Genomic DNA, 16,484 nt, shown 5'->3' with positions numbered 1-16,484 from the left:
GGGCTGTTCGCGGGGCTGCGTACGAGCCTGCTCAGGCCGAGGACGTCGTGAGCAGGCGGGCGATGGACTCGTCGTCGCAGGTGTCCCAGAACGTCCCGACCGTGTCTTCGAGGTGGTCGAACGAGGCCGCCTCGAAGAGCACCTCCTGATATTTCGTGATGTCGTACTGGGTGGTCCCCATCGCGGCGAGGTCGAGCGGGCGGATGTCCATCCCGCGAAACTCCTCGATCTCGCCGTACGAGCTGAGGATTCCCGCGCCGTACGCCCTGAGCTCGCCGTCCTCCCGCATCACGCCGAACTCCAGGGTGAACCAGAACACCTTGGACACGAACTCCAGCGCCTCGTCGGTCTCCACCCGGCGGGCAGCACGGCCGGCGGCCCGGTACAGCTCCGCGAAGCGGGGTGAGGCGAGGGTGTTCGCGTGCCCGATCACCTCGTGGATGACGTCGGGTTCGGGGGTGTAGAAGGGCACGGAATGGTGCCGGATGTACTGCGTGGAGTGGAACAGGCCGTCCGCCAGGACGCCGTAGAACTCCCGGAGCGGGACCAGCCCGGCCGCCGGCAGGTAGCGGAAGCCGGTCAGCGGCTCCAGCAGGTCGCCGACCTCCTGGAGCTGCGGGATGCGGTCCTCGGGCAGGCCGAGCCGCTTGCTCGCGTCGAGGAACTCGCGCACCGCGTACTTCTGGTGCTTGACCGCCAGCTCCTTGGTGACGAGCGCCCACACGTGGTGCTCCTCGTCGGTGTACTCGGCCGTGGGGATGGGGTCACCGGGGGTGTGACCGAGCGCCAGCGCCGCGATCGCATTGCGCCGCTCGCGGTAGACGGCGTCCGCGAAACCGGGGTGGCTCGTGGCCAGCTCGACGACGACGGATCCGTCATCCTTCGTCGCGACCGGGGCGAAATACTGCGCTTCTTCGAACATACTCCCATAGGACAGCAACTATTCGTTTGGCTGGCAAGAGTGACCAGTTCAGGTGTGCGAAACGCTCAAAAAAGCGCATTCGAGGTGGATGCCACTGGTCGATCCGCTCAGTCGAGGCGTACCCTCGGCGCATGCTCGACGCGCTCGACAGCCGCCTCCTGATCACCATGCGGGCCAACCCCCGGATCGGGCTCACCGAACTGGCCCGCCTCCTCGGCGTCGCCCGCGGCACCGTGCAGGCGCGGCTCGACAAGCTCACCGCGCGCGGCGTCATCAGCGACTTCGGCCCGACGATCACGACCGAGCAGATCGGCTATCCGATCCTCGCCTTCGCGTCCCTGCAGATCGCCCAGGGCCGGCTGACCGAGGCCGTGCAGTGGCTCGCGGACGTCCCGGAGATCCTGGAGGTGTACGGCACCAGCGGCCAGGCCGACCTGCTGTGCCGCGTGGTGGCCCACAGCACCCCGCACCTCCAGGAGATCATCGCCCGGATCCTCGCCTCGCCCGCCATCCAGCGGACCGACACGACGATCGCCCTGTCGACCCAGATCCCCTTCCGCATCGAGCCCCTGCTGAAGGCCGCGGTCACGCCTCCCCCGGCATAACGGCCGGACTCAGGCCGATCGGGCCGGGCGGAGGGCGCGGGACGATGGGGCTCACCCGCGGACAGCTACGGCGGATGCCGGCGACCGAGGCGGTGCTGCTGACGGTCGTGGCCACCCTGCTCGGCACCGTGATCGGCATCGGCTTCGCCTGGGCCGGCTGCGAGACCATCGTGAAGCGGGCTCTCCGCGACGCCACCATGCACATCCCGTGGTCGTCACTCGGCGCCGTCGTCCTTCTCCGCCCTTGCGGGACTCCTCGCCGCTGTCCTCAAGAGCCCCTGCCCCACAGTTAACCAGCCGCCCCACACCCGACCAGCCGCCCCCGCCCCGGTGTTGACCCTTCTCCCACGGCCTGCCGACTGCTTTCCCTCTCGGCTTTCCCTCTCGGCTTTCCCTCTCGGCTTTCCCTCTCGGCATCGCCGATCGCCCCGCCGCGTGCCTGCTATTCCCATCCCCGGCGCCGCCCGTCACCCCACGGCCCGCTGACTGCACGCCCCAGCGCGTCCCTCGACCTGCGGGCCTGCCGGCTCCTCAACCGTCTCCCCCACCAGCCCCCGACCAGTGCCGATCGACACCCCCGGAAACCGCCCCCGGACATGCGAAAGCCCCGGCCACACCCCGGCCGGGGCCACCACACCACCCACCACACCCACACCCACCGCCCACACACGCAGGAACAAGCAGCGGAAACCAACACCAGCAACCCCGGGAACAAACCCGCGAAAAAGAAAGGTGCCCGGAAATGCGGAAGGGCCACCCCAAACGGGATGGCCCAACCACATATCAAAGATTGTCCGGCGGTGTCCTACTCTCCCACACCGTCCCCGGTGCAGTACCATCGGCGCTGACAGGCTTAACTTCCGGGTTCGGAATGTAACCGGGTGTTTCCCTGCCGCTATGACCGCCGTAACCCCACGAAACACACAACCTAGTGGTTGCTGTCTCTGAGATCACATAGTGAACGCGAACATCTATGGTCAAGTCCTCGGCCTATTAGTACCGGTCAGCTCCACACATTACTGCGCTTCCACTTCCGGCCTATCAACCCCATCATCTCTAGGGGGCCTTACCCACACATGGTGGTGGGAGACCTCATCTTGAGGCGAGCTTCCCGCTTAGATGCTTTCAGCGGTTATCCCTACCGAACGTAGCCAACCAGCCGTGCTCCTGGCGGAACAACTGGCACACCAGAGGTTCGTCCGTCCCGGTCCTCTCGTACTAGGGACAGCCCCTCGCAAGTCTCCTGCGCGCGCAGCGGATAGGGACCGAACTGTCTCGCGACGTTCTAAACCCAGCTCGCGTACCGCTTTAATGGGCGAACAGCCCAACCCTTGGGACCTACTCCAGCCCCAGGATGCGACGAGCCGACATCGAGGTGCCAAACCATCCCGTCGATATGGACTCTTGGGGAAGATCAGCCTGTTATCCCCGGGGTACCTTTTAGCCGTTGAGCGACACCGCTTCCACACGCCGATGCCGGATCACTAGTCCCAGCTTTCGCTCCTGCTCGACCCGTCAGTCTCACAGTCAAGCTCCCTTGTGCACTTACACTCGACACCTGATTGCCAACCAGGCTGAGGGAACCTTTGGGCGCCTCCGTTACCCTTTAGGAGGCAACCGCCCCAGTTAAACTACCCACCAGACACTGTCCCCCACCCGGATCCACGGGCGCGGGTTAGACGTCCAAAACGACCAGAGTGGTATTTCACCAATGACTCCACGATGACTAGCGTCACCGCTTCCCAGTCTCCCACCTATCCTACACAAGACGCTCCAAACGCCAATGTCAAGCTGTAGTGAAGGTCCCGGGGTCTTTCCGTCCTGCTGCGCGAAACGAGCATCTTTACTCGTACTGCAATTTCACCGGGCCTGTGGTTGAGACAGCGGGGAAGTCGTTACGCCATTCGTGCAGGTCGGAACTTACCCGACAAGGAATTTCGCTACCTTAGGATGGTTATAGTTACCACCGCCGTTTACCGGCGCTTAAGTTCTCACCTTCGCCAACACAAGTGCTGGCTAAGCGGTCCCCTTAACGTTCCGGCACCGGGCAGGCGTCAGTCCGTATACATCGTCTTACGACTTCGCACGGACCTGTGTTTTTAGTAAACAGTCGCTTCCCCCTGGCCACTGCGACCCCCACCAGCTTCGAACGCAAAGTCCTACACCAGCAGAGGTCCCCCTTCTCCCGAAGTTACGGGGGCAATTTGCCGAGTTCCTTAACCACAGTTCACCCGACCGCCTTGGTATTCTCTACCTGACCACCTGAGTCGGTTTAGGGTACGGGCCGCCGCGACACTCACTAGAGGCTTTTCTCGGCAGCATAGGATCACCCACTTCGCCACAATCGGCTCGGCATCACACCTCAGGCTTGTGTGCTGCGGATTTGCCTACAGCACGCCCTACATGCTTACCCCGGGACAACCACCGCCCGGGCTGGGCTACCTTCCTGCGTCACCCCATCGTTTACCTACTACCAGATCAGGCCAGGCGTTCACCCTGACGCCGGCTCCGAAGAGCCAACCGGGCTAAGGACCCTTAGTATCACTGGATTCGATATGGGCGCATCACAGCGGGTACGGGAATATCAACCCGTTATCCATCGACTACGCCTGTCGGCCTCGCCTTAGGTCCCGACTTACCCTGGGCGGACGAACCTGCCCCAGGAACCCTTGGTCATCCGGCGCAGAAGATTCTCACTTCTGACTCGCTACTCATGCCTGCATTCTCACTCGCACGACCTCCACCACACGATCACTCGGCAGCTTCACCGGCTCGCACGACGCTCCCCTACCCACCACCAGCACAAGTGCCAGCGGTGCCACGACTTCGGCGGTGTACTTGAGCCCCGCTACATTGTCGGCGCAGAATCACTTGACCAGTGAGCTATTACGCACTCTTTCAAGGATGGCTGCTTCTAAGCCAACCTCCTGGTTGTCACTGCGACTCCACATCCTTTCCCACTTAGCACACGCTTAGGGGCCTTAGTCGGTGATCTGGGCTGTTTCCCTCTCGACCACGGAGCTTATCCCCCGCAGTCTCACTGCCACGCTCAACTTACCGGCATTCGAAGTTTGGCTGACGTCAGTAACCTTGTCGGGCCCATCAGCCATCCAGAGCCCTACCTCCGGCAAGCACACGCAACGCTGCACCTAAATGCATTTCGGGGAGAACCAGCTATCACGGAGTTTGATTGGCCTTTCACCCCTACACACAGGTCATCCCCCAGGTTTTCAACCCTGGTGGGTTCGGTCCTCCACGCAGTCTTACCCACGCTTCAACCTGCCCATGCGTAGATCACCCCGCTTCGGGTCTACAGCATGCGACTCAAACGCCCTATTCAGACTCGCTTTCGCTACGGCTCCCCCACACGGGTTAACCTCGCCACACACCATAACTCGCAGGCTCATTCTTCAAAAGGCACGCAGTCACATCACAAACAAGCAAGCTTGTTTACGCTCCTACGGCTTGTAGGCACACGGTTTCAGGTACTATTTCACAACCCCTCACCGGGGCGCTTTTCACCTTTCCCTCACGGTACTCGTCCACTATCGGTCACCAGGAAGTATTTAGGCTTACCAGGTGGTCCTGGCAGATTCACACAGGATTCCTCGAGCCCCGTGCTACTCGGGAACACCCCCAGCAGTCGGCAAGATTTCGCCTACCCGGCTATCACGGTCTACGGCCGCCCTTCCCAGAGCGTTCGACTACCCCACCGATTTCTCACTGCCTGAAGAGACGGCGGTCTCCTCCGGAAGGTCCCACAACCCCGCACACGCAACGCCCGCCGGCTATCACACGCGCACGGTTTAGCCTCCTCCGCTTTCGCTCACCACTACTCACGGAATCACTATTGTTTTCTTCTCCTACGGGTACTGAGATGTTTCACTTCCCCGCGTTACCACCAACCGCCCTATACATTCAGACGGCGGCAACACCACATGACTGGTGCTAGGTTTCCCCATTCGGACATCCCCGGATCAACGTCTGGTTGGCGACTCCCCGAGGCTTAACGCAGCCTCCCACGTCCTTCATCGGCTCCTGATGCCAAGGCATCCACCGTGTGCCCTAACTAACTTGGCCACAAAGATGCTCGCGTCCACTATGCAATTCACAAACAACAACCAGACAACCAGCCCACCCCACCACCAAACACCCGAACCCCCACCGCAAGCCCACCCACAACAGGCGAACCCACAAGCAAGGACCCCGGCCGGTATGGCAGGAGACCAGCCCTGGAGAAAACCAACCCCACCACGACCACCACAACCAGCAGCGGCCAGGCGAACGGGCCCGTTTCCTCAGGACCCAACAGTGTGCCCAACCAGTCACAACCCCCAAAGCCCACGCTCCCACTCCGTGATCACTCACGGCGGTACTAGCAGACCCGGCAACCACGACCGGCTGAATAACCAGTGCTCCACTAATGAGCACGCCACGCACCAGACACTCGCTGATGACCGTGACGATGGACCAGACCCGAGACCACCACACCAACGTGTGGCAGCACCAACCAGGCCGGCCGAGTGCTCCTTAGAAAGGAGGTGATCCAGCCGCACCTTCCGGTACGGCTACCTTGTTACGACTTCGTCCCAATCGCCAGCCCCACCTTCGACCGCTCCCCCCACAAGTGGTTGGGCCACGGGCTTCGGGTGTTGCCGACTTTCGTGACGTGACGGGCGGTGTGTACAAGGCCCGGGAACGTATTCACCGCAGCGTTGCTGATCTGCGATTACTAGCGACTCCGACTTCATGGGGTCGAGTTGCAGACCCCAATCCGAACTGAGACCGGCTTTTAGGGATTCGCTCCACCTCACGGTATCGCAACCCTCTGTACCGACCATTGTAGCATGTTTGCAGCCCAAGACATAAGGGGCATGATGACTTGACGTCATCCCCACCTTCCTCCGAGTTGACCCCGGCAGTCTCCCATGAGTCCCCACCACCCCAAAGGGCGTGCTGGCAACATGGAACAAGGGTTGCGCTCGTTGCGGGACTTAACCCAACATCTCACGACACGAGCTGACGACAGCCATGCACCACCTGTACACCAGTCCAAAGGAGGCACCCATCTCTGAGTGTTTCCGGTGTATGTCAAACCTTGGTAAGGTTCTTCGCGTTGCGTCGAATTAAGCAACATGCTCCGCCGCTTGTGCGGGCCCCCGTCAATTCCTTTGAGTTTTAGCCTTGCGGCCGTACTCCCCAGGCGGGGCGCTTAATGCGTTAGCTACGGCACAGGAATCGTGGAAGACCCCCACACCTAGCGCCCAACGTTTACAGCGTGGACTACCAGGGTATCTAATCCTGTTCGCTCCCCACGCTTTCGCTCCTCAGCGTCAGAACTGGCCCAGCAAGCCGCCTTCGCCACCGGTGTTCCTCCTGATATCTGCGCATTTCACCGCTACACCAGGAATTCCGCTTGCCCCTACCAGCCTCTAGCCTGCCCGTATCCACCGCAGACCCGTAGTTAAGCCACGGGCTTTCACGGCAGACGCAACAAGCCACCTACGAGCTCTTTACGCCCAATAATTCCGGACAACGCTCGCGCCCTACGTATTACCGCGGCTGCTGGCACGTAGTTAGCCGGCGCTTCTTCTACAGGTACACGTCAACTTCGTCCCTGCTGAAAGAGGTTTACAACCCGAAGGCCGTCATCCCCCACGCGGCGTCGCTGCGTCAGGCTTCCGCCCATTGCGCAATATTCCCCACTGCTGCCTCCCGTAGGAGTCTGGGCCGTGTCTCAGTCCCAGTGTGGCCGGTCGCCCTCTCAGGCCGGCTACCCGTCGTCGCCTTGGTAGGCCATCACCCCACCAACAAGCTGATAGGCCGCGAGCCCATCCCCAACCGAAAAAACTTTCCACACCCACACCATGCGGAGGAGTGTCGTATCCGGTATTAGACCCGGTTTCCCAGGCTTATCCCAGAGTCAGGGGCAGGTTACTCACGTGTTACTCACCCGTTCGCCGCTCGAGTACCCCGAAGGGCCTTTCCGCTCGACTTGCATGTGTTAAGCACGCCGCCAGCGTTCGTCCTGAGCCAGGATCAAACTCTCCAAACAATGCTTGAAAAGAGATCACTCTGGCCGGCACCCCCCGGCTAAGGAAAGGCGCCGTCAAAGGAATCCGCCACCGATGAAAACCACCGGTAGACGGGGTCATGCATGATTCATGCACTGGCTTTTAGCACACTGTTGAGTTCTCAAGAAACGGACGCGACCACCATCACCCGAAACCCTGAAAGGTCCCACGCTCCGGGGCGTTTCACCGTTTGTTTTTCTTTTGTCTTGCTGGTCTTAATTCTTCCCGACCGGCTCTTTCGTGTCAAATCCGCCCCACCGGGACTTCATTTGACCCGAAACCCGCCGACCGACAGGAATTCCGACCCCCCGTTTCCGGGGCAACCCCTCTAACTTACCCGAACTCCCAGCCCGGCGCAAAACCACCAGATCCGAAAGATCAAAAAGCAGAGGAGAGCGCCGACGACAACCCGCGCACACGCAAGACAACCACCGAAGTGATCGAAGAGGAGTGCGCCGAACCGCGCCGACACCACAAGATTACCAGGGCCTGCCGACGACTTGGCCCGGCTAAGCTCCAACGCACCTGTGCGGAGACCTATTCCAGCAGGTCACCCACTGGGTGGAAGGTCCGCACGAATCGAACGACGCCCGACCCGGCTTCATTCCCGTCACGACTCGCCCGCGCGGGCAAGGGTAGGGGCCGGGGCGTGCTACGACTGATCCACCTTGCACAGCCTTTCCACAGGGAGAAGGGGTAGGTACGGGACGTGACTCGACAGGGGTTCCCTCGCGCCCTGATCGTGCTGGTCTGTGCCGCGGCCGCAGTGATCACCCTCGCCGGCGTCCAGGCGGTGGGCTCGATCGTCGGCCCTGTCGTCCTGGCGCTGACCCTCGTCATCGCGGTCGCCCCGGTGCGCGGCTGGCTGGCTCGCCACAACGCGCCGGTGTGGTTGCAGGTGGCTCTCCCCCTCGCGGTGGTGCTGCTGGTCCTGCTCGGCATGGTCGCGGTGCTCAGCCTCGCCGCCGCGCAGCTCGCCATCCTGGCTCCCACGTACGCGGTGCAGTTCAACGCGATGGTGGCCGACCTCCAGCACTGGGCGGCGAGCCTCGGCTACGGAAGTGAACAGCTCAACAAGGCGCTGTCGTCGCTCGATTTCAGCAAGTTGATCGGTCTCGCCCAGAGCGTGTTGAGCAGCCTTCTGGGCGTGCTGTCGAGCCTGTTCCTGATCGTCGTGCTGCTGTTGGCCATGAGCCTCGACGCTCCCGTGTTCGCCCGGATCGTGGACGCCGCGTCGGCCGAACGTCCCGCCCTCGCCCGTGCGCTCAAGTCCTTCACGTACAGGACTCGTCGTTACCTCGTCGTCTCGACCGTCTTCGGCCTCATCTGCTCGGTCCTGGACATCATCGTGTTGTACGTGCTGAGCGTGCCGCTCCCGCTGCTGTGGGGGGTGCTCGCCCTCATCACGAACTACATCCCGAACATCGGGTTCATCCTGGGCCTCATCCCGCCGGCGCTGCTCGGACTGCTGGAAGGCGGGCCCAAGACGATGCTGCTGGTGATCATCGCCTACATCGCCATCAACGTGGTGATCCAGTCGTTCATCCAGCCGAAGTTCCTGGGTGACGCGGTGGGCTTGTCCACCACGGCCACGTTCCTCTCGCTGATCGTCTGGACGTGGGTGCTCGGTCCGCTCGGCGCGCTGCTGGCGATCCCGCTGAGCCTGCTCGTCCGCGCTCTGCTCGTCGACAGCGATCCGGACGGCGCCTGGGCCGCCGCGCTCATCTCAGGACGACTACCGGAGCGCTCCCCCAGCTCCGATCCCGGCTCCAAACCCAGCTCCCAACCCGACCCCCGGCCGGAACAGGCCGGAGGGCCCGAACAGTCTGAGCAGCACGAGCAGTCCGAACAGCACGAGCCTCGCTGAGGCTCAGACCGTCCGGGCGCAGACCGTCCGGGCGCAGAGCCGTGGGCGACATTTCGGGTGGAGCTGCGAGGACGGAACCCGACACGGAGCGCTTGCGGAGTGCGCCGCCGTGCTCCGGCTTAGGGTCTGATCATGCGGCGATGGGACAACGACGAGCGCCTCACCGGGATCGCGGACGCCTCGGCGATGGAGCCACAGGTGTCCGCCCTGCTCGATGCGATGGCACGAGACGGGTGGGTGGCCGAGGAGCCCGAGGCGCATCTGCTCCCCCACCTGCGCCGGGCGTGCGGATCGGAGTGGCTGCTGACCGGTGAACGGCTGCTCGACGACGGCGTGTACGAGGTGACGGTCTCGCTGGCCGGCGACAGAGAGGGCGTCCACGTGCAGCGCGACGTGATCCGGCTGCTGTCGGCGATCGCCGAGACCGTCTTCTTCGTACGGCAGGCCGCACCGGGCGTGTTCGAGTGCGTGACCGGGATGCTCGACGGCGACTCCGGCTACGCGAGCCACGGCCACATGGTCCGCCTCATCGTGACCTGAGGCGTGACCCGAGATGTGACCTGAGGCGTTGACCTGAGACGCGACCGGAGACCGGGGCCCCGGCTCAGGTGGCGGGGACGCTCTCCCTCTCCCCCGGAAGCGAATCCGGCGTGATCTCCGTGTTCCTGCGCCGCCACGGGATCGCCGCGATCAGCACCGGGAAGAGCACCAGCGAGCCGATCGACCACGGCACGTGCAGCTCGCCCCACTTGGGCCCGGGGAACTGGGTGAGCACGATGTATCCGATCGCCGCCCACAGCGAGCTGCCGATGATCGCCGGCCAGGCCCAGCGGGTGGGCCGGGCGGCCAGGAACGGCATGAACCACAGCAGATACTGCGCGCCCAGGCGCGGCGTGAAGATCATGAAGGACAGCAGGATCGCGATCGTGACGTCGACCGGATCGGCCTTGCGCCACCAGAACAGGCAGGCGACGATCGCGGCGTAGATCATGTACTGGCCGATCCTGGCCGGGGTCGGGTCGAGGTTCCAGTGTCCGCCGCTCACCACAGCGGTCCAGCCCCAGTCACCCGTGATCGGGCGGACGTCGCTGGGCCGCAGCCCGATGGTGTTGAGCACCTCGGGCAGCTGCCGCCACTCCGTCCAGCCGCCGATCGGGAGCGTCAGCAGGAAGAACACCGGCGAGACGCCGGTCGCGACCAGTGTGACCAGGCGGCTGCGCAGCCCCGGCAGGAACATCAGCAGAGCCGGCACGAGGATCACCGGCCAGCTCTTGGCGCAGAGCGCGAGCCCCATGAGCAGACCCGCCCACACGGCCCGGCCCGTCGCCGCGCGGTCCTCGTCCGACGGGTGGACGATGCGCCGCACGATCTCGGCCGGCGAAATCCACGGCAGCGGCAGGTCGCGGTTCGCGAGCCGTATGTGGGCCCACGGCAGCGGCTCGGGGCGCCGCCATTCTCCCGGGCCGCGCGCCACGACGTACGCCGCGACCCCGAAGACCAGGGAGACCGGCTCGACCTGGCCGTGCACGGAGGCGACGAGGATCGCGAGCGGGTTGCAGGCGTACTGGAACGCGCGCAGCTTCTCGGTCCGCGCCCCGGCCAGCTTGCCGACCAGCGGAATCAGCACAACGTCGGCGACGACGGTGACGATGCGCCCGGCGTACTCCCACGGGATGCCCAGCCACAGCAGCAGGCCGTACATGTACGGGATGGTGGGGAGGAAGTGCCATCCGCCGTTGCTCTCGAGCACCGGATCGCGGTGGTCGAGGATCGCCACACCGGCGGGCTGGAAGCTGTTGACGTAGTCGACCGGCTGCCAGTGGGTGTCCCTGGCCGACAGAACCATGATCAGCACGCGTACGGCGATGCCGAACGTGAGCGTGACGGCGAGGGACGGCCGCCAGCCCTTCCATTGGGCGACAAGGGCGAGCACGACGCCGGCGACGAGGACGATGCTGGTGGGGATCGCGTATTCCATGACGTGCCAAGCCTGCCTGACGAATGGGCGTACAGGCGACTCGTTCCCCGATTCGGGCCGTCGGCCATCGCGGTCCGTCACATTTCGGGGTATTGTGACCACGGAGCGTTACATTCGGGAGACTTCGATGAAAATTCGCCTGTGGATCACCGTTGCCGTGGCCATGATCGTCGGAATGTTGATCGGCCTGCTCGCCCCCACGCACGGGGGCGACCGGCACGGCGGGTAGGGGGGTCATCCCCGCCGAGCCGACCGCCTGCTCATGGCGGCCCGACTCGCGTCGGTCCGTACTCACATCAGTCCGTGCTCGCGTCGGTCCGTACTCACAACGGTCTGGGCTCGCGACGGTCTGGGCTCACAACGGTCTGGGCTCACAACGGTCTGGGCTCACAACGGTCTGGGCTCACAACGGTGCGCGCTCGCATCCGCGCGGGCGGCGAGGGATCCGGTCCGGCGGGCCGTGCCCGGATCCCTCTGGCCGTCGAGAGGCGGACGGGTCAGAAGCCCGCGGTGATCCGCGTGAAGTCCCAGTCGTTCTGCGCGATGCCGCTGCAGTTCGACACCACGCCCCCACCGGGACAGCCGCGGTCGCGGTTGACCGCCCAGAAGGCGAGCCGGCCGAGGCCCTTGGACTTGGCCCAGTCACGGATCTGGGTCCAGGTGGCCACGGAGGTGAGCTCCTGCTGGTCGGACAGGCCGTTCATGCCCGAGATGCCCATGTGCGCGTACGCCTGCGCGTCACTCCAGCCCCAGGCCGACTTGAGCGCGTTCTTCAGGCCCTCGGCCGCGTTGACGGTGTTCTGGTACATGTTCGCGCCGCCGCCGAAGTCGAACGGCATGATCGTGTAGTTGTCGATGTTCACGCCCAGCGCCTTCGACTGGTTGATCAGGCGGGTGCCCCACCAGCTCGGGCCGGTCGTGGTGGTGCCGAAGGTGACGACGACCTTGACGTTCGGGTTGTTCTGCTTGACGATCTTCAGCCCGCCGAGGATGCGGTCCTGCACGGCCTCGTTCTCGAACTCGTCGCTGTTCTCGATGTCGAAGTCGACGACGGCCGGGCTGTAGGCGTTGATGACCTGCTGGACGGCAGAGGCGAAGGCGGACGAGCTGGAGCAGTTGGGGCCGAGCTTGTTGCCCGACCAGCCGCCGAAGGAGATCTGGACGTTGCCGCCCGCGGCCTTGATCTGCGAGATCGCGGTGGCGTCAGGGCTGCCGGACAGCGGGCGGGAGCCGTCCCAGGCCGGGTTGCAGCCGCCGCTGGAGAGCATGAAGGCCATCGTGAACTGCTTGACGCCGGTGGCGTTCATGACCGTCGCCGGGTTCGGCGGGTTGCCCCAGCCCATGTACAGGTAGGGCGCGCCGGGCAGCTTCCCGCCGCTCGCGGGACAGCCCGTGGTGGTGCCGGTCACCGAGCCGCTCGCCGCGGACTCGCCGTTCGAGTTGTACGCCTTGACGGTGTACGTGTGGGTGGTGCAGGTGCCGAGGCCGGAGATCGTGGCGCTGGTGCCGCCGACGGTCGCCTTGACCGAGGTGCCCTCGTAGACGCGGTAGCCGGTCACGGTGCCGCTCGACCCGCCCCACGACAACGAGATCGACGAGTTCGTGGTGCCGGTGACCGACGGGTTGCCCGGCTTGCCTGGCGCGCCCGCGGGCGGCGTCGGCGACGGGCTCGGGGACGGGTTGCCGCCGCCGCTGACCTTCTTCCACAGAGCCGGGACGATCGGGGGCTCCCAGCCGACCAGGGACGTGTGCGCCTGGATGCACTCGTAGTCGACGCCGTTGTAGGTCACGCGGGCGCCGATGGCGTACCAGGTGTTCGGGGCCCATGCCGGGTAGGCCAGCATGACCACGCTGTTCGGGGCCGCCGAGGCGGACGCGGCCGTGCCCGCGACCAGTCCGGCGACGGCCATGAGGAGGGAGGCGAGCAGAGCGAGGGCCGTCCTCGCACGCCGGCCGGTACCAAAGCGAAGGTGCATTTCTCCTCGCAAGGGTTGGGGGGTGGGTGGGGGGATCACTTCAGGGCGTCGAGATACGCCCTGTGGGAACGGGAGAACTCGGAGCCCGCGTACCTGTCCCAGTTGACGGACCAGGCCATGAGGCCATGCAGGCCGGGGAAGGTGCCGTGCGGCCGGTAGGAACCGCAGCCCGTCCCCTTCGCCAGGCAGGTGAAGGCGCTCTGCACCTCGGCCGTGCTCGTGTAGCCGTTGCCGGCGTACGGCGCGGCCGGCAGGCCGATCGCCACCTGGTCGGGACGCAGCGGCGGGAACGTCGCGCCACCGGCCACGGGGAAGCCGGTGAGCAGCATGTCGGTCATGGCGACGTGGAAGTCGGCCACGCCCATCGTGTGGTACTGGTTGTCGAGGCCCATGATCGGCCCGGAGTTGTAGTCCTGGACGTGCAGCAGCGTGAGGTCGTCACGCAACGCGTGGATCACCGGCAGGTACGCCCCCGAGCGGGCGTCGGCGGTGCCGTTGCGGCCCAGGCCGTAGAACTGGTAGCCGAGCTGGACGAAGAACGTCTCGGGGGCCATGGTGAGCGTGAACTTCGCGCCGTACCTGGCCTTGAGCGTCTTGATCGCCGAGATGAGGTTCACGACCACCGGGGTGGTCGGGTTGCGGAAGTCGGTGTCACCGGCGTTCAGCGACAGCGAGTGGCCTTCGAAGTCGATGTCGAGGCCGTCCAGGCCGTACCTGTCGATGATCGCCGAGACGGACTGGACGAACTTGTCGCGGGCGGTGGTGGTGGTGAGCTGGACGATCCCGTTCTGGCCGCCGATCGAGATCAGCACCTTCTTGCCGGCCGCCTGCTTGGCGCGGATGGCCGCGACGAACTCGGCGTCGCTCTCGACGTTCGGGCACTCCGTGGCCGGGCAGCGGGTGAACCGGATGTCGCCGGAGGTGGGCGAGGTCGGCTCGCCGAAGGCGAGGTCGATGATGTCCCACGCGTCGGGGACGTCGGCCATCCGGACGTAGCCGGAGCCGTTGGCGAACGAGGCGTGCAGATATCCGGCCATCAGCCGATTGCCGCCCGGCGGTGGCGGCGCGCTCGGCGAGGGTGACGGGGACGCCGACGGGGACGGCTTCGGGCTCGCCGATGGGCTCGCCGACGGGGACGGGGACGGGCTCGCCGAAGGTGACGGAGAGGGCGAGGGCGGGGTGCCGGGGCCGTCGAGGACGACGTCGTCGGCAAAGTAGGTGCCCTGGCCGTACCAGCCGTTGACGTAGATCGTCACGCTCGTCGTGGACGACCCTGTCGTGAACGACGTCGAAAGCTGCGACCACGCCGATCCCGGCGACGCCCACGTCTGGGCGTTCACCCCGGTGCCGGTCGCACCGAGGAACACGTAGTTCCCCCGCACCCACGCCGACAACGCGTACGTCGTGGACGGCCTGACGGTGACCGTCTGCTCGCACCGGGCGTAGTCGCTGCCGGCCGGGGTCGCGGACAACGCCCCCGATCCGCCGTGGACCGGGCTCGACACCGCCTGCGCCGTGGACGCGCACGTCCAGCCCGACAGACCCGACTCGAACCCCGGATTGGCCGCGATGTTGGCGGCCAGGGCCGGGCCGGTGAACGTCGCCGTGAGCAGGCCCGCGAAGGCGACGGACGCCGCCGCGCCCAGGCCGATGAGCTTCTTCATGTGCGTCATCCCGTGTACGAAGCGAAGATCTTGGAGAACTCGTAGGGCGACTGGGGGATGTTGGTGCAGGAGTAGAGCGCGCCGGTGCAGGCGTTGCGGTCGCGGGTCATCTCCCAGAAGGCCAGCAGCCCGAGGTGTTTGCCCTTGGCGAAGGCGACGAGCTGGCGGGCGTCGTCCTGGTTGTAGATCCGGCCGTCGTCGTTCTGGCCGAGCATCGGCGTGACCCCGACCATCCGCCACACCTGGGCGTCGGACAGGCTCGGATAGAGGCTCTTGAGCTGCGCGAAGACGCTGTTCGCCGCCTGGACCGCCGCGTCGCCGTAGTCGACGGACTGGTAGTAGTCCATGGCCATGACGTTGACGGCGTCGAGCCGCACTCCGGCGTCGCGGGCCGACCGCACCACGTTGAGGCCGTCGGAGGTCAGGCCGTTCGGCAGCACGGGCAGCGTGAGCGAGATCTTCAGGTCGGGATGGGCCTGCTGCAGCCGGGCGAGCGCCTGCGACCTGCGGGCGATGGACGCGGGCTCGGCCGCCGCGGATCCCTCGATGTCGAGGTCGATGTATTTCAGGTCGTACGCGGTGACGACGGCGTCATACTCGGTGACCAGCGCGTTGACGTCCGTGCACGCCTGGGCGAGCTCGATGCCGGTCGCGCCGCCGAAGGACACCTTGACGTCACCGCCGCCGGCCCGGATCGCGTCGATCTGGTCCTTCGCCCACTTCTGCCGTGGGTCGTACGCGTTGAACCACATGGCCTTGCAGCCCGACGCGGTGACGAACGCGAGGGTGAAGCTCTTCAGGCCGGAGGCCGAGGCCATCGCAATCAGGCTCGGGGTGGGCCAGGCGCCCATGTCCACGTACGGCGCGGCGCGCAGGGGCACGGGCGGCGGCGAGCTCGGAGAGGCGCTCGGCGACGGGCTCGGGCTTGGTGACGTGCTGGGGCTCGGCGACGGGGACGGCGAGGTCGTCGCACCGTCGCACGGGCCACCGTTGAGGCGGCAGTTGACCGGCTTGCCGGGCCCGCCGTTCACCCACCCGAACGTCGTGGCGGCGCCGGGAGCCAGGCCGCCGTTGTATTCGCGGTTCCTGAACGTGTAGTGGTCGCCGGAACGCGTCATGAGCGCGTCCCAGTAGGTCCCGACAGTCGAACCCGCCGGAAGGTCGAACTCGACCGTCCAGCCGGAGATCGCCGCGGTCCCGGTGTTGGTGATGGTGTAGCGGCCCTGATAGCCGGAGCCCCAGTCGGAGTCGGCCGAGAAGACGGCCTTGACCGTGGCGGCCTCGGCGGGCAGCGCGACGAGAGCGAGCGCGAGTGCGGCCATCGCTGCGAGCGCACGCCAGACGTACCTGATCTGCATGGACACAACCTCTGTGGGGGGTGAACGGGGAGGTCATGGG

The 16,484-nt window shown here is 65.4% G+C and carries 9 protein-coding genes and 3 rRNA genes; 4 read left to right on the top strand and 8 right to left on the bottom strand.

Translation table 11 applies throughout. The features are described from left to right. Positions 1-31: 31 nt before the first annotated feature. Positions 32-922: a phenylalanine 4-monooxygenase gene (locus OHB01_RS20870; RefSeq protein WP_142651935.1), complete on the bottom strand. Its 891-nt coding sequence runs from the start codon at positions 920-922 to the stop codon at positions 32-34. Positions 923-1,053: 131 nt separating this feature from the next. Here OHB01_RS20870 and OHB01_RS20865 point away from each other — a divergent pair, with 131 nt between their 5' ends. Both OHB01_RS20865 and OHB01_RS20860 read left to right on the top strand, forming a co-directional pair. Then, on the top strand, positions 1,054-1,527 hold the full coding sequence (locus OHB01_RS20865) for an Lrp/AsnC family transcriptional regulator (protein WP_142651936.1): 474 nt from the start codon (positions 1,054-1,056) through the stop codon (positions 1,525-1,527). Positions 1,528-1,571: 44 nt separating this feature from the next. After that, the gene (locus OHB01_RS20860; RefSeq protein WP_328709460.1) at positions 1,572-1,820 is read left to right on the top strand and encodes an ABC transporter permease; all 249 of its coding nucleotides are present in this window, start codon (positions 1,572-1,574) and stop codon (positions 1,818-1,820) included. A gap of 499 nt (positions 1,821-2,319) precedes the next feature. On the opposite strand, the gene rrf is transcribed toward OHB01_RS20860, so the two are convergent. From rrf to OHB01_RS20845, 3 genes are all read right to left on the bottom strand, one after another. Beyond that, positions 2,320-2,436 (bottom strand): 5S ribosomal RNA (rrf, locus tag OHB01_RS20855). A 64-nt stretch (positions 2,437-2,500) separates the two neighbouring features. Beyond that, a 23S ribosomal RNA gene (locus OHB01_RS20850) occupies positions 2,501-5,607 on the bottom strand. Between the two features lie 454 nt (positions 5,608-6,061). Beyond that, positions 6,062-7,582: ribosomal RNA gene (locus OHB01_RS20845) — 16S ribosomal RNA — on the bottom strand. Together the 16S, 23S and 5S rRNA genes form the textbook arrangement of a ribosomal RNA operon. Before the next feature lie 728 nt (positions 7,583-8,310). On the opposite strand from OHB01_RS20845, the gene OHB01_RS20840 reads away from it, so the two are divergent. Together OHB01_RS20840 and OHB01_RS20835 are read left to right on the top strand one after the other, a co-directional pair. After that, positions 8,311-9,468, top strand: a complete 1,158-nt coding sequence (locus OHB01_RS20840; protein WP_142650516.1) for an AI-2E family transporter — start codon at positions 8,311-8,313, stop codon at positions 9,466-9,468. 132 nt (positions 9,469-9,600) lie between these two features. Then, complete coding sequence (locus tag OHB01_RS20835; RefSeq protein ID WP_142623512.1) at positions 9,601-10,008, top strand: hypothetical protein; 408 nt, start codon at positions 9,601-9,603, stop codon at positions 10,006-10,008. Positions 10,009-10,072: 64 nt separating this feature from the next. On the opposite strand, the gene OHB01_RS20830 is transcribed toward OHB01_RS20835, so the two are convergent. The 4 genes from OHB01_RS20830 to OHB01_RS20815 form a co-directional block, all read right to left on the bottom strand. Continuing rightward, complete coding sequence (locus OHB01_RS20830) at positions 10,073-11,446, bottom strand: hypothetical protein (protein ID WP_142650515.1); 1,374 nt, start codon at positions 11,444-11,446, stop codon at positions 10,073-10,075. 497 nt (positions 11,447-11,943) lie between these two features. Next, entirely contained in the window at positions 11,944-13,356 is a 1,413-nt protein-coding gene (locus tag OHB01_RS20825; protein WP_240971900.1) for a carbohydrate-binding protein, read from the bottom strand. Positions 13,357-13,457: 101 nt separating this feature from the next. Continuing rightward, positions 13,458-15,086, bottom strand: coding sequence for a chitinase (locus OHB01_RS20820; protein WP_142650513.1), 1,629 nt, complete (start codon positions 15,084-15,086; stop codon positions 13,458-13,460). 5 nt (positions 15,087-15,091) lie between these two features. Further along, positions 15,092-16,444, bottom strand: a complete 1,353-nt coding sequence (locus OHB01_RS20815; RefSeq protein WP_328710741.1) for a cellulose binding domain-containing protein — start codon at positions 16,442-16,444, stop codon at positions 15,092-15,094. Between the last annotated feature and the right edge of the window lie 40 nt (positions 16,445-16,484).

Source organism: Microbispora hainanensis (assembly GCF_036186745.1).
Classification (GTDB): Bacteria; Actinomycetota; Actinomycetes; order Streptosporangiales; family Streptosporangiaceae; genus Microbispora.
This window is presented reverse-complemented; position numbering and strand designations above follow the sequence as displayed.